The following is an 18,532-nucleotide window of genomic DNA, read 5'->3' on the forward strand; positions in this document are numbered from 1 at the left end:
TGAAGGTGCATAGCACCAACAAATAGGTGGGAGATGAATTGGCTTTTCGTGTTCGCAGGAATCTCCCACTTCTAAACGAAGTGAAAGTGGGAGTAGTTCAATGGTGTAATCTGAAGTATTTCAACATATCGTCCTCATGAAAAAGGAGATAGCCGCTTTGCTATCTCCTTTTGATTTAAGCGAAATGAAAGGAAGCTGGATTTTGAGAAAATGAGTGCAAAATATCAGATACAATTTGCTTCGCGCTTTCTTGACGATGCACTTGACCGAGTGCTTGGCGCATTTCTGAAAGCTTCTGTGCATGCTGCAGGAGGTGCAGCGTTTCCGTTACGATGCTTTCTTTATCGCGGACTGTGATAGCTGCGCCGATTTTACAAAAGTATAGGGAGTTTTCCTTTTCCTGTCCCGGCACGGGTTTATATAAAATGGTGGGAAGTTTTGTCGCGATTGTTTCTGATAACGTAATGCCCCCGGGTTTTGTAATCATCGCATCCGCGAGTTCATATAACTCATGCACATCCTCTACGTAACCAAACAGCTTCAGTTGCTGAGGATGCTGGTTTTTAAGCTTGTTTAATTGATTATAAAGCTGCTGGTTGCGGCCGCATACAATCACAATTTCCATGTCGCTTCGTTCCAGCAAATTCGCCGCAATCCATTTTACATTTTTTACAACGCCTTGTGCGCCTGCCATAATGAGGAGCCTTTTTGCATGCGGCTGCAGGCCGTATTTGTTCAATAAATACTCTGTATTTCGTTCTGTTTCAAACGCTTTGCGAATCGGGATGCCGCTTACGTAAATGTCTTCCGGCAAAATGCCGTTTTTCACGATTTTCTGCTTCACATCTTCCGTCGCTACATAATACCGGTCAATTTCAGGATGCACCCAAGTGCTGTGCAGACAATAATCCGTAACAACTGTATAGATACGGAAGTTTCTTCGCGATCTTCTGCGCCATTCCGGTACAGTTCCTACAGGGAAGGTCGTAATTACAATATCCGGATTTTTGTCCCGAATAATCGTTTCCAGCTTCTTTTCTCCGAGGCGGCAATACAGCTTTCCGGCTTTTGTCCCATACATCTTATCCATACCGTAAAAGAACAGCTTGTAGAGAGAGGGGCCGACCGTAAAGGATTGTTTATATAAAAATTTCGCTGCTTCATTCCAATATGGATAAGCTTCTGCGTATAAGTCATAAATGTCAACAGTACCAACGCCTAACTCTTGAAACGTATGCTTTAATGCGTGTGATACTTGATTATGCCCGTTCCCAAAGCTGGCTGTAAAGAGCAGTACTTTTGGTTGCGCTCGCATTTGTTTCTCCTCCAAAGCTACGAATTTTTATGTTTCAAGCACCATTATAAAGAAGAAAGCTAAAGGTAATGTAAGGAAAATCTTAAGATTTTCTGAAGATTGTTTACATTGGGCATAGGTAATCTGATAAAGGTGAGGATTTGTAAAAGGAAGAGGCAGGAAATGGTATACCCAATACGACGTGTAAAGCGATTTAAAAATAAAAGATTTCGTCCCGCTATATCCGGGCCGTTTCTTATTAAGTATAGACAGCGGCTATGGCATTTTATACGGTCAAGCCGTGCAAGCTATGTACAAGTGAATAAAAAAACCGTCTTTTTATAGTGGGGAGAGATCATCCGGCGACGTGCAGAAGCGGTCAAACCTTTGTAGGAGTTCATGCAAGGGTAAATCAGAGAGAGGGAGCGAGCGCAGTTTCCCTTTTGTTCTACGTGGCAAACGATACATATGTCGAAATAACAAAGTGGACTTATATAGCAGAGAGGCTGAAAAAGGGAGGTACATATGAAGTGAATAAAAGAATGGCGAATGAGCTCATTTTTAAACTGGAAGAAGCGCAGAAGTATCAAAAGTGACAATCGGTTAGAAAAGTCAGGAGATTCTCCTGACTTTTCTTATGACTTTTGACTAGGAAGTTATGACTATTCGCACTATGAAGAATCTAATAATCTGTATATAATTATATATATCCTAAATGAAAATTCGACATAAAAACTTTTCTTTTAGGGGAGAGATCATCCGGCGACGTGCAGAAGCGGTCAAACCCTTTTCGTGGCCCATGCAGGGAGAGAGAGGGAGCGAGCGCAGTTTCCTTTTTGTTCTACGTGGCAAACGATAGATATGTCGGAATAACAAAGTGGACTTATATAGAAATGGAAAAAGGAGCGAAATGTTCCCTCGTGCACTAGGTCCTAAGTCTGAGAACAGAATGCGTCAAGTGACGGATGACTCATGTGGGAGGGCGTTTTACAATTGTTATGTAAAATATTCCAAAAAAGGAAGGTGGAAATAGGTTTTATGATCTTTTTATCTATTTATAAAAACGAAAGGAAGTGAAGGCGTTGACAAAATGGATTCAGTTTTCTTTAAAAAATGCCGGTGTGATTTTTATTGCAATGCTCATGATTTTGGCAGGAGGTTTTTACTCAGTTAAAACAATGAAGAAGGAATCGATGCCGAATGTTGATGTGCCGTACATGGTTGTGCAGGTACCATATGTAGGTGCTACACCGGATCAAGGTTTGCAGGATATTGGGAAGCCGCTTGAGGAAACGTTGTCAGGTCTAAAGAAGGTCGAAAATTTATATATTGAGGCTCACAGTAACGTTGTAGTCGCTATTATGGAATTTAATATGAGTCAAAAGATGGATGAAGCAGAAAAGGATGTAACAACGGCGGTTGCTTCTATGAAGCTGCCGGAATCCGCTGGCAAGCCGGTTGTAATGAAGGATGGTCCTGCCTCCGCTCCGGTGTTAATGTTCGCGCTATCTTCAGAAGGAAGCGATCAATCTGATATTACACAGTATGTGAATGAACATATTAAACCTGCTCTTGCGACAGTAGACGGTGTCGCAAAGGTAGATATCTCCGGCGAAACAGAAAAGCAGCTTGCCGTAACATTGGATCCGGAAAAAATGAAGGAGAAGGGCATTACGTACGATATAGTTAAGCAATCTCTTCTTTCGCATAACTTCTCGTTTCCTGCCGGTCAAGTTAATATTGATAATAAAACATTGAATGTGCAGGCTGATTATAAGCTAAAATCGGTAAGTGAAGCAGAAGGCATTGAAATGCTGGCGCAAGGTCCAAAAGGTATACAAAAGGTAAAGCTGTCCGAGGTGGCGAAAGTAGCTTACAGCAATAAAAAAGAAACTGTATACACACGTTTAAATGATAAGTCGGCAGTTCTTATTGAGCTGAAAGCACAGCCGGGAGAAAATGCCGTGGAAGTAGTTCAGCAGGCGAAAAAAAAGCTGGATGATCTTAAGCTTCCGAATGGTTATAAAATTACGAATCTATACGACAGCTCGGAATATGTGGAGCAATCCGTAAACAGCATGCTTCGCGAAGTATTGCTCGGCACTTTGTTTGCGGTTCTTGTTACGTTCCTATTCCTTCGTAACATACGAGCAACGATTGTAGCTGTATTATCTATTCCTCTTTCTATTCTTGCGTCCATGATTACAATGAAGTATTTGGATTATAGCTTGAACATGATGACACTTGCAGGTATTGCTGTAGCGGTAGGCCGCGTTATCGACGACTCCATCGTTGTAATCGAAAATATATACCGCCGCACTTTAACGAGTACGAAAAGAAATGAACGCATGGTGCTCGCGGCTGCTAAAGAAGTAGGAGGTGCCGTAACATCTTCTACGCTCACAACGATGGCGGTGTTCGGACCATTATCCTTCGTTCCCGGTATTATCGGTAAATTCTTTGCGCCGTTCGGTATCACAGTTATCGTCGCACTCGCATTTTCATTAATCGTATCTTTAACAGTTGTGCCGCTTTTAGCGAAATTTTTCTTGTTGCGCGTGAAGCATAAGGAACCGAAAGAGACATTTTTTCAGCGTGCATATCAGCGTGCACTTACTTGGTCACTAAAGCATAGAGCAGTTACATTAGTACTTGCGCTCTTTATGTTCGTCGGATCACTCGCTCTCATTCCGATGGTTCCAAAGAACTTCATGCCGGAGGAAAAGGCGACTTCTTATAGTCTGACAGCAGATTTGCCAGTAGGTACTTCTTTGAGTAAAGCCAATGAAACCGCAAAGGATTTAGAGGCCATTGTAAAACAAGAAAAGAACGTAGAAAATTACCAAACGATTGTAGAAGGAGAGCGCGTTCGAATCTCTGTTAATTTGAATAAAGATATAACAAAAGAAGAGGGCTCTGTATTTGAAAAAGATGTTAGAAAAGAGCTGAAAGCTATTCCTGGTGATATTCAAGTTGCGTTGGCTCCTGTAGGAATAACAAGCGGAGGACAATTCATGCTTATTGTAGAAGGCGGCACTGTGCAGGATTTACAAAAAGCAGGTGATCAGATTGTCAGCAAGCTTCAGGATATAGAAGGGTTAGAGAATGTAAAAACAAACTTGTCAGGCGTGCAGCCGCAGCTGAACTTGGAAATTGATCAAGAGAAAGCAGCGGAGAAAGGGTTGAACCCGATTATGATCGCCTCTTTCGTAAGAGGACTTATTGCAGGAGAAAGTGTAACAAATGTTCAAATTGACGGCAAAACAACGGCCGTAAACTTGAGCTTGAAAAGCGACAACTTAAGCTCAGTTGATGCGATTATTAATCAAACGATGACCAATGCGCTCGGCCAGCAAGTCAAGCTGTCTGAAGTGGCGACCTTGTCTGAAAAACCGGGACCGTCGGCTTTATATCGCGTAAATCAGCAGGAATATGTGAAAGTAACAGGGCGCATTACAACGGATAACACATCCGGTGTGCAGGAGGAAGTGGATAAAAGGTTAAAAAGTATAGAGCTTCCAAAAGGCGTGAAGCATCGTTCAGAAGGTGAGGCGAAAGCGATGAGCGAAGGCTTCCAGAACATGACCGTTGCAATGGGTGTGGCAGTTGTGCTTGTATTCATTGTTATGCTTGTTACATTCGGCAACATGATGGTGCCGCTTGCCATCCTATCGTCCTTGCCGTTCTTGTTCAGCGGCGGCTTGCTTGGATTGTATCTCACAAAGCAGGCACTTGGGATGCCGGCACTTGTCGGATTCTTGATGCTGATCGGTATTGTGGTCACGAATGCGATTGTACTAATGGATCGTGTGATGCAAAACGAGAAGCAAGGCATGGAGCTGCGAGCTGCTTTATTGGAAGCTGGAGCAACACGTCTTCGTCCAATCTTGATGACAGCAATGGCAACAATTGGAGCACTGCTTCCATTGGCTTTGTCAACTGAAGGCGGATTAATCTCCCGCTCGCTTGCGATTGTCGTAATTGCCGGCTTGTTAACATCTACTTTGTTAACGCTTGTCATTGTACCAACGACATATCATATCATGAAATCCATCAAGCGGCGTTTTTCGAAAAAGCCTTCGACGGTTGTAAGCAAGGGGGAAACAGCATAATGAGAAAAGGGAGCTGCGGCTCCCTTTTCTCTTGTCCAATACTTCGAAGGCTGCACTTTTCTTGATGGCCAGCTCCACCGGCTAGACCTAGAGACCAAGGTTCCGCTTTTTTATCATAAATTGAGCGAGAATACCCTCACTTCAAGCGTGTCAAAGATGCAGGTTCATTTAGAGGCATCTACTTCGTCATAAGACAGCTTCACGACTTTCGTATACTCTCCATGCTCGATTTCTTCAGACGTTGCGCTTCGTTCTAGTTCTTGTCCATCGTCCATTCCAGGGGCAAGGATAGGCTCTCCGTTTCGTGCTTTGTGTCGTTTCATGTTTGTCACTCCTTTCTGTTTAGCTGTATCCCATTGAAATAGAAGTATGTATAAGAAGGCATACTAACGAAAAAAGGAGGTTAAAAAATGGCTTTTGCGGCAAATCCTTTTTTATCAAAACGGGATAGGCAGACATACAGAAAAGAACGCCGGTTATTTTTATTGGCAGTGTCATCCGGAACGCTCTTGAATCCGCTGAACTCCTCCATGATTTCCATGGCGCTTCACAATATACAGCATACATTTGGCATTACCTTTACCGCTGCTTCATGGGTCATTTCTGTATTTTATCTGGCGAGTGCGATTGGGCAGCCTGTTATGGGGAGACTCGGAGATGTGTTTGGGAAGAAGTCAGTATTTTTGACAGGGCTTCTTGTTGCCGCCATTCCGGCAATGGGTGCTCCGTTTGTTTCTGCTTTCTCTATTTTGCTCGTTTTGCGTATCGTACAGGCAATTGGAACAAGCGCTATTTACCCTTCAGGTATGGGACTTATACGGGAGCATATTCATTATAAGCAGGCATATGCGCTTGCAGTCATTTCTGTATTTTCATCTGTGACAGTAGCATTGGGGCCAACGATTGGCGGCTTTGCTGTTTCACTCGGGGGCTGGCCGGCTATTTTTACCATCAACATCCCGTTTTTAATCATCAGCTTTTTGTTTGCATGGTTTATGTTTCCGAAGGATGAGAAGCATGCACGGCGATCGTTTTCTGAAGTGGTGCATCAGCTGGATGTGCCGGGGATTATATGGTTTGCGCTTGCACTGGTGCTGCTTTTGATTTTTTTGCTTTCACTAAAAACAAATGTGCAGTATATACTCGGGGGGCTGGGGGCATTAGCTTTATTTGTGTTTGTACGCCATGAACTGCGCGCAAAGGAAGCGTTCATTAATTTGCGTATGTTTCAAAAGAACATGACGTTAACGTGGATTAACATATTATTTATTATGCTGAATATCTATAACTACGCGCTGTTGTTCGGCTTGCCGACGTATTTCCAGGATGAAATGAAGCTGAATGTGCCGACAAGCGGTCTTCTCATGCTGTTTATCGCAGGCTTTGGCATCATTGTTTCGCCTCTTACCGGAAAATGGGCGGACCATGCTGGCGTGACGCCGCCGCTGCTTCTCGGTTCGATTCTTATGCTCGCAGGAGCGCTCCTGCTGACCTTTCTTTTTACGCGTCTGTCTCCCTATTGGACGATCCCGGTGCTGTCCATCATGGGAATGGGATACGGCTTTAACAATGTAAGCCTGCAGTCTGCTATGCTTCGCGCGGCACCTTCTGAGGAAGTGGGCATCGCATCAGGATTATTTCAAACGTCAAGGTACATCGGTGCTATTTTTTCTTCTGTTTTGCTTGGGATGCTGTTTGGCAAAGATGTGACGGCGTTTAATTTACAAATGCTTGGCGTTGTTTTAATTGCTGTGTCGCTGTTTAGCTTGTGGATGAGCTTTCGTTTTCGCAGACTGTAGCGGGAGAAAGGCACTCATATCGATATGTCAGAAAATCAAACTTCAGCCCGTTCCATTCTATTTGTTCCGGGTCGCGTCCGATAAGCTGGAATTGATTTTTTATAAGCACCGATTGTGATGCTTCGTTTATATCAATGGTGGAAGCTTGTACGTAACGCAATTTGAGATGCGCGGCTTCTAAAAGAACGAGACGTACAGCTTCTGTCGCGTAGCCTCGGTTGCCGAACGCTTCACCGATTCGATAACCTACTTCTGCAGTCTTTGTTTCCGGGTCGATATTGACTAAATTCATGCGGCCGGCTAATTGTCCTTCTTCATTGCGAATGATGTACATAAAGGCAGTCCCTTCAACCCGTTCTTGTATCAAGCCCCGCAAAACGGCACGGAAGCTTTCAGGATTGTAATAGTCATCACCGCGGCCAGGGATCATAGATTCAAAAAAAGCACGGTTATCCAACTCAAACTGCAGCAGTTCATCTGCCATGTCTTCCGATAGAAGCTCAAGGGTAAGAGGCATGCTTACATCTCCTTTCTGTAGAATATTTATCTCCTTATTATAACATAATTTTACAGGATAAGATATAAACAATTCTGTTTTTTCTGAAAATTAAAGTGCGTATATTAAACCTTTCATTGCAGAGAATCAAATAACTCCGCACAAGTAATCGTGCTTTCCTAGTCTAAAAGATAAAGCATGCCTTTTCTATAGTTATATCGCTTTACATGAAATGTAAAATGTGATTTTCAGGAAATCTCAAAATTATTTCATAAAAAGAGAGATAAAATTTTATTTTTCCTATTGCCGAAATAAAAACCTTATGTTACATTTATGTTACAAACGTTACAGAAGATAACGGAATGTGACAGATAAACTAAACGAAACTGTAATATAAGTTACAGAGACCATAAAGAATCATACATAGATCATTTAAAAGGAGATAGGAACCATGGAAAACAATCAAACAGTAAAAATTACAAAAGCAGATGTAGTAGGATTCGGCAGCGCGGCAGCAACTTTATCAGCTATCATCTTAATATTTGCAAGCTTTTTAGGTTAATAGATTAATGAGGAAAGACGCACACGGCTTGTGCGTCTTTTTATTTGCGTTTATCTCAAACTGGAACATGCGGCTTCATTTGCGGTACAATAATGATGAAATCTGTATAGGAGGGAATTTTCATCATGGCTATTGTCGATATCAGCATTATCCCAATCGGAACAGGAACAACGAGTGTAAGCGAGTATGTGGCGGGCATACATAAAGTATTGGAGAAGAACGCAGAGCGTGTAAAATATAAGCTCACTCCGATGAACACGATTATTGAAGGAGAGCTTCCTGTATTGCTCGAAGTGATCCAGCAAATGCATGAAGTGCCGTTTACAAAAGGAGCGGCGCGCGTGGCGACAACAATGCGCATTGATGACCGCCGTGATAAGGAAAGCACGATGGAGAAGAAGCTGCAATCTGTACAATCCAAACTTAGTTAAGAACGCAGCACGGGAAAAACCCGTGCTGTGTTTTTTTGGCTAAACGAGTAGTTTATTCTTTTGTCGAACGTTTCATCATGGCTTCCATTTGTCACCGTTATTCATGTTCCTTATAATGAAGAAGAATCACATTGGGAAAGGAAGTATGGAAATGGAGAAAACATTTCAGGAGCAATTTGACGGCCTTCTTGAAAAATACACAGAGCTGCTGTTGGGAGAAAGCAATGAGAATTTAAAAGAGAAGGTTCAAATGTGGGCGCTGTATTCTTATATAGCAAAATCCATGCCTGCTTTGGCGAAACATTGGAACGATACGTACCCGGATGCGAAGCAGGAAATGATGAACGTAATCGCTGAGATTAAGCAGCTAAACGAAGCGCACCGCGCAAAAAAATAGGGCCGTTTCCGCTGGATTCGGTTTCTTTTTTGTTCAAAATAATCCCAAAAATTATTTGTGCAAAATAATTTTTAAGAGTGATATAATTTATCAAGAGGGGAAAAAAGAGACATTATTTTGCGTAGGGGTGGAATACATGGAACAACTTATGCGTAATGCATTTTTATTTTTATCTAAAAATAAAGCGCTAACAAAATTAGCGAAACGATATGGTTTGCGTTTTGGCGCAGCCCGCTTTGTGGCTGGGGAAACAATCGGCCTCGCGGTAGATGCAATAAAGGATTTAAACAAGAAGGGTCTTGCCGTTACGATTGACTATTTGGGAGAGTTCGTGGATAACGAGCGCGAGGCAAATGAAATGGCAGATCAATCCATTGAAGCGATTAAAGCGATCGGACGTGAAGGTTTGAATTCTCAGCTTTCCTTGAAGATGACGTCTATGGGTCTTGATATATCTGAAAATCTTGTTATGAACAACATGCGCCGTATTCTAAATGCCGCAAAGGAAAACGGAGTATTCGTTACAATTGATATGGAAGATTACTCCCGCTGCCAACAAACAATCGATATTTTCAAGCTGCTGCGGGAAGAATACGATAATGTAGGTACAGTTATCCAAGCATACTTGTATCGTACAGAAAAAGATATTGATGATTTAAACGCGTACAAACCGAATTTGCGTCTTGTAAAAGGAGCGTACAAAGAGCCTGAAACAGTGGCGTTTCCGGAGAAGCATGATGTGGATGAAAACTTCAAGAAAATCATCAAAATGCATATGCTGAACGGCAATTATACAGCTGTTGCATCTCATGATGAAGCAATTATTGAATATACGAAAAAGCTTGCAGAAGAATACAATATTCCGCGCACTCAATTCGAGTTCCAAATGCTGTACGGCATTCGTCCGGAGCGTCAATTGGAGCTGGTGAAGGAAGGCTACAAAATGCGCGTATACGTACCGTACGGCAACGACTGGTACGGCTACTTCATGCGCCGTCTGGCGGAGCGTCCGGCAAACGTGGCATTTGTGTTGAAGGGGATTTTCAAGAAATAATGAATATGGGAGGAGACAGCCGAATAGCGGCTGTCTTTTCTTTTTATCAAAAGAGTAGGCGAGAACACTCCTTCCTTCATTTTAAAACATAGTGCCCCATCGTCTTGGCATCTTTGTATAAATGCTCTTTATCCGACTTCAAGACCACATTTATAACTCTTCTTCCATCCTTCTCGTCAATCGTCACAAGTGTATAGCCGGACAAAGCAGTGAGTCCGCTTTTGCTGCCGATTGCGTAGGGGTCATCATATAAATCCTTTCGGCCGTTGTTTGCAATTTCTTTTTCTTGCTGTGAAGTATGTACGACTGTTTTAACGGTATTCATGTTCGCCAGCACTTGCGGATATTGAATAGCTTTTTTTGTAATGACAGCGAGATCATAAGCGGAGATGTTATGCCCGATTGCATCCGCACCGCTGGCATTATGAAAGCCAGTATGCTTTGCTCCTAATTGTTTTGCGCGTTTATTCATAAGCTTCACGAATTCTTCCTTGGAGCCGGAAATGTGCTCCGCGACGGATTCGGCTACTTGGTCTACGCTGATGGTGAGCATTAGCTTCAGCGCTTCATCCCGCTTCAGTTTTTCTCCGGCGTGCAGCGTTATTTTGCTTGAGCCGGACTCTGTGTTAAGCGCATTCTGTGTGATGGTAATTTCTTCATCAGGTTTTACTTTTTCCAGCAGAAGAAGGACGGTCATCATTTTTGCGAGACTGGCGGGAGAGGAGGTCTCATGTTCATTTTTGCCGTACAGCACTTTCCCTGTAGCAGCATCTATCGTTACACCGTATTTTCCATAAATGTCAGGCTGTGAGGCTTGTGCTTTTGTATCCGGTTTTAAGTTCAGAGATAAAATGGCAGCTCCTAATGCGGCAACAATGCCGGTAAATATGAATATTCGTTTTTTCATGCGAGATCTCCTTATTCTCTTTATAAAGTAAAAGAGCGTGTACATGGCCCATTCTCCATTATGCCACGCTCCTCGCTCTCTTTTACACTAAAAATCTTATTTTTCACCCATATTTTGCTTGCCGTATTGTTGGTTAGTGCTGTGACGGCCTTTTTCGGCTTGCTGATTGCCATGGCTTGCGCTGCCGGTAGCGCTTGCCGCGCTGACAGCGCCCTTAGAAGGATTTTTCTTTCGTCTGCTCATTTTTTCCACCTCCAGTTAGTAGCATTTCCTAATATGAGCAAAATTATTTTTGTTAACACCAGAAAGTATAAATTCTCTATATGAGTGAATGATAATTTCGACATGTCCATGTGCTATGTGCACCTAAAAGGAGTATGGTACACTTCTTCTCTCTGGTTTACGCTTGTATGAACCACTACAAAGGTTTGACCGCTTCTGCACGTCGCTGGATGATCTTTCCCTACTATCAAAAGACGGTTTTTTTATTCACTTGTATATAGTTGTAATACTTCCATCCTCTTGAAAATTTTTATTTTTAAATTTATTGCGAAAATTCTCATAATAGCATATATTTTATAGTAGAGAACTCATTCATCGCCTGGGAAAGGTTTGCAGAAAAATTGAATGAGTATTCATTCAAAAATTAAGGGGGAGAATGGAATGTTTCAAATTAAAAAAGCAGCCGTTCTCGGATCCGGCGTCATGGGTTCGGGAATTGCTGCGCATTTGGCCAACATCGGAATTCCAACACTATTATTAGACATCGTACCGAAAACGCTTACGCCAGAAGAGGAAGCAAAGGGTCTTACGTTAGAAAGCAAAGAAGTTCGCAACCGCTTCAGCCGCACCGCTGTGCAAAAGTTGTTTAAGCAAAAGCCGGCGCCTCTTACTTCTAAAGAAAATGCTGTGCTTATTGAGGCAGGCAACCTAGAAGACGATTTGGAACGTCTTAAGGATGTGGATTGGATTATTGAGGTTGTTGTAGAAAATCTTGATGTGAAAAAACAAGTGTTTACACGCATAGACGGAGTTCGCAAGCCCGGTGCAATCATCAGCTCCAATACGTCCGGAATTTCCGTCGGAAAAATGGCAGAAGAACGTTCTGAGGACTTCCGCAAGCACTTCTTAGGTACGCACTTTTTCAATCCGCCGCGCTATTTGAAGCTATTAGAAATCATTCCGACGAAGGATACAGATTCTGAGGTTTTGAGCTTTATGAAGACCTTCGGTGAAGATGTACTTGGAAAAGGTGTCGTTACAGCGAAAGATACGCCAAACTTTATCGGCAATCGCATCGGAACATACGGCTTGCTTGTCACGTTGCAGGAAATGCTGAAAAACGGCTATAGCGTAGGAGAAGTTGATTCTGTCACAGGTCCGTTAATCGGCCGTCCGAAGAGTGCAACGTTCCGCACGCTGGATGTGGTTGGTCTTGATACATTCGTACACGTCGCAAACAACGTATATGAAAACGTACAAGAAGAAGAGCGCGATGTGTTCAAGGTTCCGCCTTTCATGCATGTGATGCTTGAGAATAAATGGCTTGGAAGCAAGACAGGACAAGGTTTCTTCCTAAAACAAGGAAAAGAAATTCTAGAATTGAATCCAGATACATTGCAATATGAAGCGCGTAAGGAATTAAAAGCACCTTCTGTTGAATTAAGCAAGCAGGAGAAGGGATTAGCAAACAAATTGAAAGCGCTTGTATACGCGAAAGACCGCGCCGGCGTATTATTATGGAATATCCTGACACCGACGCTTCTATATTCTGCAAAGCTTCATAAAGAAATTGCAGATGATATCGTTGCAATTGACAATGCAATGAAGTGGGGCTTCGGTTGGCAATACGGTCCGTTCGAAACTTGGGATGCAATCGGTGTTCGCAAATCAGTAGAGATAATGAAAGAAAACGGCTTGAACGCTCCGGCTTGGGTGCAAGAAATGCTGGATAACGGCTTTGAAACATTCTACAAGCGCGATAACGGCGACGTACATTACTACGATGACGGCGAGTATAAGCTGCTTGAGCAAAATAAAAAAGCAATCAGCCTGAAGCAATTAAAAGAAAAGAACGGCGTCTTAAAGAAAAACAGCGGAGCCAGCTTAATAGACTTAGGAGACGGCGTACTTTGCTTGGAATTCCACTCTCCAAACAATGCAATCGGCATGGATATCATTCAAATGATCAACTATGCGGTTGATGAAGTGGAGAAGGGTTATAAAGGTCTTGTCATCGGCAATCAATCCAAGAATTTCTGCGTAGGCGCAAACCTGGCGATGATTTTGATGGAAGCGCAGGATGACAACTACTTTGAAGTTGAATGGGTTGTGAAGCAATTCCAAAATGCAATGATGAAAATTAAATATAGCTCTAAGCCGGTTGTTGTGGCAGCTTACGGCATGACACTTGGCGGCGGCGCGGAAATTTGCCTGCCGGCTGCAAGTATTCAAGCGTCAAGTGAAACATACATGGGTCTTGTGGAAGTCGGTGTAGGCTTAATCCCTGGCGGCGGCGGAAATAAAGAGCTTTATATCAAACATTTGAACAAAATGCCAAAAGGTGTGGAATTTGACCTGCAAAAGGTAGCAAACAAAGTATTTGAAACAATCGCAATGGCGAAGGTTTCTACTTCCGCGCAAGAAGCGTTCGACAACAATTTCTTGGGCGACAAGGACGGCATCAGCGTAAACGGCGATCACTTATTATACGATGCGAAGCAAAAAGCGCTTGAGCTGTTTCAAGCGGGCTATAAAGCGCCGGTTCGTAAAAAGGTTCCGGTTGTCGGTGAAACAGGATATGCGACATTGGTGCTTGGAGCACAGGCAATGCACTTATCCGGTTATATTTCCGAGCATGATCTGAAGATTGCGAAGAAGCTAGCTTATGTAATTGCAGGCGGTAAGATACCGTACGGAACAGAGGTTGATGAACAATACTTGCTTGATCTTGAGCGCGAAGCTTTCTTGAGCTTAGTGCAAGACATGAAGTCCCAAGCAAGAATGCAGCACATGTTAGTGAAAGGTAAGCCATTACGTAACTAAGGAGGAGAAACTCATGAGAGAAGCCGTAATTGTAGCAGGAGCGAGAACACCGGTCGGAAAAGCGAAAAGAGGTTCCCTGGCAACGGTTCGTCCTGATGACCTGGGGGCATTGGTGGTAAAAGAAACGTTAAAGCGTGCAAATAACTACGAAGGTGAAATCGATGATGTGATTTTTGGATGTGCGATGCCAGAAGCGGAGCAAGGTTTGAATATGGCACGCAATATCGGCGCATTAGCCGGTCTTCCGCACACAGTACCGGCAATCACAATTAACCGTTACTGCTCTTCAGGCTTGCAGAGTATCGCATACGGGGCAGAGCGCATCATGCTTGGTCATTCCGAAGCGGTCATCGCTGGCGGCGCAGAATCTATGAGTCTCGTACCAATGATGGGACACGTTGCTCGTCCGAACAGCCGCCTTGTTGAAACGGCGCCTGAATATTATATGGGCATGGGACACACAGCAGAGCAGGTTGCAGTGCAATATGGCATCAGCCGCGAGGAGCAGGATGCATTTGCAGTGCGCAGCCATCAGCGTGCAGCAGCGGCGTTAAAAGAAGATAAATTCGCGGATGAAACAATGCCGGTTGAAGTAACGCTTCGCGGTGTTGGCAGCGACAACAAGCCGTACGAAAAAACATTCACATTCACACAAGATGAAGGTGTTCGCGAAGAGACAACAGCAGCAGTTCTTAGCAAACTGCGCCCGGCATTCAATGTGCGCGGCTCCGTAACAGCCGGCAACTCTTCGCAAATGAGCGACGGTGCAGCAGCAGTTTTATTAATGGATCGCGAAAAAGCAGAAAGTGATGGTCTTAAGCCGCTTCTAAAGTTCCGCTCCTTCGCAGTAGCGGGCGTTCCGCCGGAAGTGATGGGAATCGGTCCGATAGCGGCAATTCCAAAAGCGCTGAAGCTTGCGGGATTAGAGCTTTCTGATATTGGATTATTCGAGCTGAATGAAGCATTTGCGTCTCAATCCATTCAAGTTATTCGCCATCTTGGCTTAGATGAAGCGAAGGTAAACGTAAACGGCGGTGCAATTGCACTTGGCCATCCGCTTGGATGCACAGGGGCGAAGCTGACTCTCTCTTTAGCTCATGAAATGAAGCGCAGAGGTGAGCAGTTCGGTATCGTAACAATGTGTATCGGCGGCGGCATGGGTGCGGCAGGCGTATTTGAACTATTGTAAGAAACAGGGATGTTCCCGCTAATGCAGATTGAGTGTGGCTTCATCCATTTCCATTTCCTTATAAAGGCAGGAGAATGCTGTACAGAGTGAAAGTAAGCAAAGCGCCATCAGAAGGGCCCCTGATGTGAGCGAAGCCTATTAAGCTGTAACGCGTATTCTCCTCCGCAATAGATTATAAGCCTTCTATACATGAGTGAATGATAGTTTCGACATGTCCATGTGCTATGTGCAACCAAAAGAGAGTATTGCATGCTTTTTCTCTCTGGTTTACCTTTGCATGAACCAAAGGTTTGACCGCTTCTGCACGTCGCTGGATGATCTCTCCCCACTATAAAAAGACGGTTTTTTATTCACTTCTATATAAAGAGGGCGTATCCTAAACCCATTTTACAATTAGGAGGAATTTTAAATGGAAAAAACAATCGGCAGTTCAATAAAAGGCGGCGGCTTTTTATTTGATGAGATTACGATTGAGCAAGTATTCACTCCAGAAGATTACACTGATGAGCATAAATTAATCGCAAAAACAACAGAGGACTTCGTAATCAACGAAGTATTGCCAGAGCTTGAGTACCTTGAAAAGCACGAGTTCGACCGTGCTGTAAGGCTATTAAAAGAAGCTGGAGAACTTGGTCTTCTTGGCGCAGATGTTCCGGAAGAGTACGGCGGCATCGGCTTAGACAAAATCAGCTCAGCTTTAATCTCTGAAAAATTCTCCCGTGCAGGCGGTTTTGCCATCTCTCACGGTGCACACGTAGGGATTGGATCTCTTCCAATCGTATTGTTCGGTAACGAAGAGCAAAAACAAAAATATTTACCGGCTTTGGCGACAGGAGAAAAGCTTGCAGCTTACGCATTGACTGAGCCAGGCTCCGGTTCTGACGCATTGGGTGCAAAAACGACAGCTCGTTTGAATGCTGAAGGCACTCATTACGTATTAAACGGCGAAAAACAGTGGATCACAAACTCCGCTTTCGCAGATGTGTTCATTGTATACGCAAAAATTGATGGTGAGCACTTCACTGCATTCATTGTAGAGCGTGATTTCCCAGGCGTATCTACAAGCCCGGAAGAAAAGAAGATGGGTATCAAGTGCTCTTCTACTCGTACATTGATTTTACAAGACGCACTCATACCAAAAGAAAACGTGCTTGGCGAAATCGGCAAAGGTCACGTAATCGCGTTTAACATCTTAAACATCGGACGTTACAAATTGGGGGTAGGTACAGTAGGCTCTTCCAAGCGTGCGCTTGAAATCTCTGTACAATACGCAAACCAACGTCAGCAATTCAAGCAGCCGATCTCCCGCTTCCCGTTGATTCAAGAGAAACTTGCGAACATGGCGGCGAAAATCTATGCAGCGGAAAGCTCCGTATACCGCACAGTAGGCTTGTTCGAAGCCCGCATGAGTACATTGAGCGAAGAAGAAGTGAAGAATGGAAAAGCAGTAGCGGATTCTATCGCTGAATACGCAATCGAGTGCTCTTTGAACAAAGTATTCGGTTCTGAAGTGCTTGACTATGTAGTAGACGAAGGCGTACAAATCCACGGCGGATACGGTTTCATGGCTGAGTACGAAATCGAAAGACTGTACCGTGATTCCCGCATTAACCGTATTTTCGAAGGAACAAACGAAATCAATCGCTTGATCGTACCGGGTACATTTTTGCGTAAAGCAATGAAAGGCGAGCTTCCGTTGCTTCAAAAAGCGCAGCAATTGCAAGAAGAGCTTATGATGCTTATGCCAGAAGAAGTGGGCGATGAGCCATTAGCACAAGAAAAATATCTTGTTCGCAACGCGAAGAAAATCGGCTTGATGATTGCCGGCCTTGCGGTGCAAAAATACGGAAAAGCTCTAGACAAAGAGCAAGAAGTGCTTGTAAATATCGCGGATATCGTAAACAATCTGTATGCAATGGAATCCGCAGTGCTTCGTACAGAAAAAGCAATCAAAACAACAGGCTTAGAAAAGAACAACCAAAAGCTTCTTTACACGCAAGTATTCTGCCAAGAAGCATTCAACGAAATCGAAGCTCACGCGAAAGAAACTTTAATCGCAGTAGAAAGCGGCGACTCCTTACGCATGATGCTTTCCGCACTTCGCAAATTCACTCGTTACATGCCGGTGAACGTAATTGCGAAGAAACGCGAAATCGCTGCAAAATTAATTGAGGAAGAAAAATACGCCTTATAATCAAAAATAAATCCCTGTACGGTGCGCAACGTGCAGGGGTTTTCTTGTTTTTTCGAGTAATATTTACTTGTTGATGAGCCTGTATGTGTTTCGCGCAAGGGCTTCTAAAAGATAAATGACAGGCAGTTGGGTCGTGATGTTGGAGTGCTCCCTGTACTCTTCCATTACGTAATACGGGATATTGATATCCGACATCTTTGCAATTGTACAGCTTCTGTTGTTCGTGATACTGATGATCTTGCTACCTTCCTTCTTCAGCGTATTCACCTGAGCGATGGTAGAAGGCGTTTCACCTGAAACGGACAAGACAACCGCGATGCTGTTGCGCAGGGGATACTCGTTAACAGGAAAGAAAGGATCATTGATATGGAGGGAGAACTTGCCTAAACTCGAGAAGTATCTTGCTCCGTATTGCGCTAATATGCCGGAGCTTCCCGCTCCGATGAACAATACGTTTTCCGCTTCTGCAAGCAATTTCGAGCCTTCCTGTATTATACATGAGTATATATCACAGGAGCTATGAACAGTTGATTTTATTTCGTATAAAATCGTAAAAAACTATATAAAACCGTGACCTTTAGGCTTGTATAGTCTGTTCCTTGCTCTCAAGCCCCAGTGAGTGTAGAAGCAGAAAACTGTTTCAGCACGATGAACTACGTTGGCGAGTCAGGTCAAGACACACCGTCAGATGCTTCGCTAGTCTGCCGCTCTGTGAGTTTCACTTTACGACTGTTCTCTAGGTCATGAGAACGAACACGGTGAAACATGTCCTCTCGTTGACATGGGCAAAGCGAATCATACCCGAAAGGAGTTTAGTCAGAGATGACTGCTTACTGTTTTGTGGTAGACAAGAATGGAGAGAGATTGACACCAACAAAAGAAGCAAAAGGAGGGTATCTCATCCGCAAGAACCGCGCCATTCTCAGATCCAAATTTCCCATGGTCATCCAACTGCTAAAAGCAATTCAAAAGGAACAAATAGACACAACCCCTATGGTGTTAGGAGTTGATGATGGTTCGAAACAGGCAGGGATTGCTTTGGTGCAAGAATG

General features: G+C 43.6%; 16 protein-coding genes. 10 read left to right on the forward strand and 6 right to left on the reverse strand.

What is annotated here, in order from left to right; genetic code table 11:
* Positions 1-175: 175 nt before the first annotated feature.
* The gene (locus H540_RS29795; RefSeq protein WP_051317124.1) at positions 176-1,315 is read right to left on the reverse strand and encodes an MGDG synthase family glycosyltransferase; all 1,140 of its coding nucleotides are present in this window, start codon (positions 1,313-1,315) and stop codon (positions 176-178) included.
* Between the two features lie 1,052 nt (positions 1,316-2,367).
* Here H540_RS29795 and H540_RS0114845 point away from each other — a divergent pair.
* Positions 2,368-5,406, forward strand: a complete 3,039-nt coding sequence (locus tag H540_RS0114845) for an efflux RND transporter permease subunit (RefSeq protein WP_245592252.1) — start codon at positions 2,368-2,370, stop codon at positions 5,404-5,406.
* A gap of 164 nt (positions 5,407-5,570) precedes the next feature.
* Here H540_RS0114845 and H540_RS34065 read toward each other — a convergent pair whose 3' ends face one another.
* Entirely contained in the window at positions 5,571-5,729 is a 159-nt protein-coding gene (locus H540_RS34065; RefSeq protein ID WP_169729577.1) for a hypothetical protein, read from the reverse strand.
* An 87-nt stretch (positions 5,730-5,816) separates the two neighbouring features.
* Between H540_RS34065 and H540_RS0114855 the strand changes: the two genes are divergently transcribed.
* Positions 5,817-7,205: an MFS transporter gene (locus H540_RS0114855; protein ID WP_051317125.1), complete on the forward strand. Its 1,389-nt coding sequence runs from the start codon at positions 5,817-5,819 to the stop codon at positions 7,203-7,205.
* Here H540_RS0114855 and H540_RS29800 read toward each other — a convergent pair.
* Complete coding sequence (locus H540_RS29800) at positions 7,168-7,722, reverse strand: GNAT family N-acetyltransferase (RefSeq protein WP_051317126.1); 555 nt, start codon at positions 7,720-7,722, stop codon at positions 7,168-7,170. The genes H540_RS0114855 and H540_RS29800 overlap by 38 nt on opposite strands.
* Positions 7,723-8,152: 430 nt before the next feature.
* Here H540_RS29800 and H540_RS33240 point away from each other — a divergent pair, with 430 nt between their 5' ends.
* The 4 genes from H540_RS33240 to H540_RS0114880 all read left to right on the forward strand — a co-directional run bounded on the left by H540_RS33240 (position 8,153) and on the right by H540_RS0114880 (position 10,145).
* Positions 8,153-8,263 carry a DUF3948 family protein gene (locus H540_RS33240; protein WP_155891034.1) on the forward strand — a complete coding sequence of 37 codons (111 nt, stop codon included), beginning with the start codon at positions 8,153-8,155 and terminating at the stop codon, positions 8,261-8,263.
* A gap of 125 nt (positions 8,264-8,388) precedes the next feature.
* Positions 8,389-8,694 (forward strand): MTH1187 family thiamine-binding protein, encoded by a 306-nt coding sequence (locus tag H540_RS0114870; protein WP_028401340.1) that lies wholly within the window; start codon positions 8,389-8,391, stop codon positions 8,692-8,694.
* 151 nt (positions 8,695-8,845) lie between these two features.
* Entirely contained in the window at positions 8,846-9,091 is a 246-nt protein-coding gene (locus tag H540_RS0114875) for a YusU family protein (protein WP_028401341.1), read from the forward strand.
* Between the two features lie 136 nt (positions 9,092-9,227).
* Positions 9,228-10,145 (forward strand): proline dehydrogenase family protein, encoded by a 918-nt coding sequence (locus tag H540_RS0114880; RefSeq protein WP_028401342.1) that lies wholly within the window; start codon positions 9,228-9,230, stop codon positions 10,143-10,145.
* A 76-nt stretch (positions 10,146-10,221) separates the two neighbouring features.
* Here the strand turns inward: H540_RS0114880 and H540_RS0114885 are convergent, their stop codons facing one another.
* Complete coding sequence (locus H540_RS0114885; protein WP_028401343.1) at positions 10,222-11,052, reverse strand: D-alanyl-D-alanine carboxypeptidase family protein; 831 nt, start codon at positions 11,050-11,052, stop codon at positions 10,222-10,224.
* A gap of 96 nt (positions 11,053-11,148) precedes the next feature.
* The gene (locus H540_RS33245; protein WP_155891035.1) at positions 11,149-11,295 is read right to left on the reverse strand and encodes a YuzL family protein; all 147 of its coding nucleotides are present in this window, start codon (positions 11,293-11,295) and stop codon (positions 11,149-11,151) included.
* 420 nt (positions 11,296-11,715) lie between these two features.
* Between H540_RS33245 and H540_RS0114895 the strand changes: the two genes are divergently transcribed.
* The 3 genes from H540_RS0114895 to H540_RS0114905 all read left to right on the forward strand — a co-directional run bounded on the left by H540_RS0114895 (position 11,716) and on the right by H540_RS0114905 (position 17,480).
* A complete protein-coding gene (locus H540_RS0114895) occupies positions 11,716-14,097 on the forward strand; it encodes a 3-hydroxyacyl-CoA dehydrogenase/enoyl-CoA hydratase family protein (protein ID WP_028401344.1) in 2,382 nt (793 codons plus the stop codon).
* A 13-nt stretch (positions 14,098-14,110) separates the two neighbouring features.
* Positions 14,111-15,286 (forward strand): acetyl-CoA C-acetyltransferase, encoded by a 1,176-nt coding sequence (locus tag H540_RS0114900; RefSeq protein WP_028401345.1) that lies wholly within the window; start codon positions 14,111-14,113, stop codon positions 15,284-15,286.
* Between the two features lie 409 nt (positions 15,287-15,695).
* Positions 15,696-17,480 (forward strand): acyl-CoA dehydrogenase family protein, encoded by a 1,785-nt coding sequence (locus H540_RS0114905; RefSeq protein ID WP_028401346.1) that lies wholly within the window; start codon positions 15,696-15,698, stop codon positions 17,478-17,480.
* Positions 17,481-17,543: 63 nt separating this feature from the next.
* Here the strand turns inward: H540_RS0114905 and H540_RS29805 are convergent, their stop codons facing one another.
* Entirely contained in the window at positions 17,544-17,954 is a 411-nt protein-coding gene (locus H540_RS29805) for an SIS domain-containing protein (RefSeq protein ID WP_051317127.1), read from the reverse strand.
* Positions 17,955-18,302: 348 nt separating this feature from the next.
* Between H540_RS29805 and H540_RS0114915 the strand changes: the two genes are divergently transcribed.
* The coding region (locus H540_RS0114915) for an RRXRR domain-containing protein (RefSeq protein WP_028401347.1) at positions 18,303-18,532 on the forward strand (230 nt) is incomplete at its 3' end.

It is taken from the genome of Ectobacillus panaciterrae DSM 19096 (assembly GCF_000430785.1).
Classification (GTDB): domain Bacteria; phylum Bacillota; class Bacilli; order Bacillales; family Bacillaceae_G; genus Ectobacillus; species Ectobacillus panaciterrae.

Bases quoted from the DNA above. Each gene is read 5' to 3' on its own strand.
- H540_RS34065 (WP_169729577.1), bottom strand. From the start codon at position 5,729: ATGAAACGACACAAAGCACGAAACGGAGAGCCTATCCTTGCCCCTGGA.
- H540_RS0114870 (WP_028401340.1), top strand. From the start codon at position 8,389: ATGGCTATTGTCGATATCAGCATTATCCCAATCGGAACAGGAACAACG.
- H540_RS0114905 (WP_028401346.1), top strand. From the start codon at position 15,696: ATGGAAAAAACAATCGGCAGTTCAATAAAAGGCGGCGGCTTTTTATTT.
- H540_RS0114885 (WP_028401343.1), bottom strand. From the start codon at position 11,052: ATGAAAAAACGAATATTCATATTTACCGGCATTGTTGCCGCATTAGGA.
- H540_RS0114855 (WP_051317125.1), top strand. From the start codon at position 5,817: ATGGCTTTTGCGGCAAATCCTTTTTTATCAAAACGGGATAGGCAGACA.
- H540_RS0114895 (WP_028401344.1), top strand. From the start codon at position 11,716: ATGTTTCAAATTAAAAAAGCAGCCGTTCTCGGATCCGGCGTCATGGGT.
- H540_RS33240 (WP_155891034.1), top strand. From the start codon at position 8,153: ATGGAAAACAATCAAACAGTAAAAATTACAAAAGCAGATGTAGTAGGA.
- H540_RS0114875 (WP_028401341.1), top strand. From the start codon at position 8,846: ATGGAGAAAACATTTCAGGAGCAATTTGACGGCCTTCTTGAAAAATAC.
- H540_RS29795 (WP_051317124.1), bottom strand. From the start codon at position 1,315: ATGCGAGCGCAACCAAAAGTACTGCTCTTTACAGCCAGCTTTGGGAAC.
- H540_RS33245 (WP_155891035.1), bottom strand. From the start codon at position 11,295: ATGAGCAGACGAAAGAAAAATCCTTCTAAGGGCGCTGTCAGCGCGGCA.
- H540_RS0114880 (WP_028401342.1), top strand. From the start codon at position 9,228: ATGGAACAACTTATGCGTAATGCATTTTTATTTTTATCTAAAAATAAA.
- H540_RS29800 (WP_051317126.1), bottom strand. From the start codon at position 7,722: ATGCCTCTTACCCTTGAGCTTCTATCGGAAGACATGGCAGATGAACTG.
- H540_RS0114900 (WP_028401345.1), top strand. From the start codon at position 14,111: ATGAGAGAAGCCGTAATTGTAGCAGGAGCGAGAACACCGGTCGGAAAA.